A 351-nucleotide genomic window follows, 5' to 3' on the forward strand; every position below is an offset into this window, starting at 1 on the left:
CGGAACTTGAGGCGGAAGAAAAGCCGAAGCCGGAAAATGTTGTGGTTTGGATTCTTCCCGGTGGCGGCGAGCCGGATGGTTTCACTGAAGCAATTGAAGCTGGTTTGCCCGGGATTCCTGTGGAAAATCTCCGTTCCCATGAAGATCTTTTGTCTCTGTTGCACATGAACCATGTGAAAGGTTCTTTCCATGAAAGTCTTGAAGAGTGGGAGCGTATTCCCCTTGCTCCGAAAGACTACTTGCGGCCAGGGTTGGCACTTGCGGGGGCCATTGCGGGTTGCCTGTTGCTTTTCTTTTCCGTGATCCATTTGAATACTCAGGATGCCGATGTTCTTAAGCAGGAGGCACATA

Annotated in this window: 1 protein-coding gene; it reads left to right on the plus strand. The window is 50.7% G+C overall.

The genetic code is table 11. From position 1 onward, the window contains the following. Window positions 1-351: hypothetical protein (locus tag EES38_RS22295; RefSeq protein ID WP_166434338.1), on the plus strand; the 351-nt coding region annotated here is incomplete at both ends.

The organism is Vibrio viridaestus (assembly GCF_003856525.1).
Classification (GTDB): domain Bacteria; phylum Pseudomonadota; class Gammaproteobacteria; order Enterobacterales; family Vibrionaceae; genus Vibrio; species Vibrio viridaestus.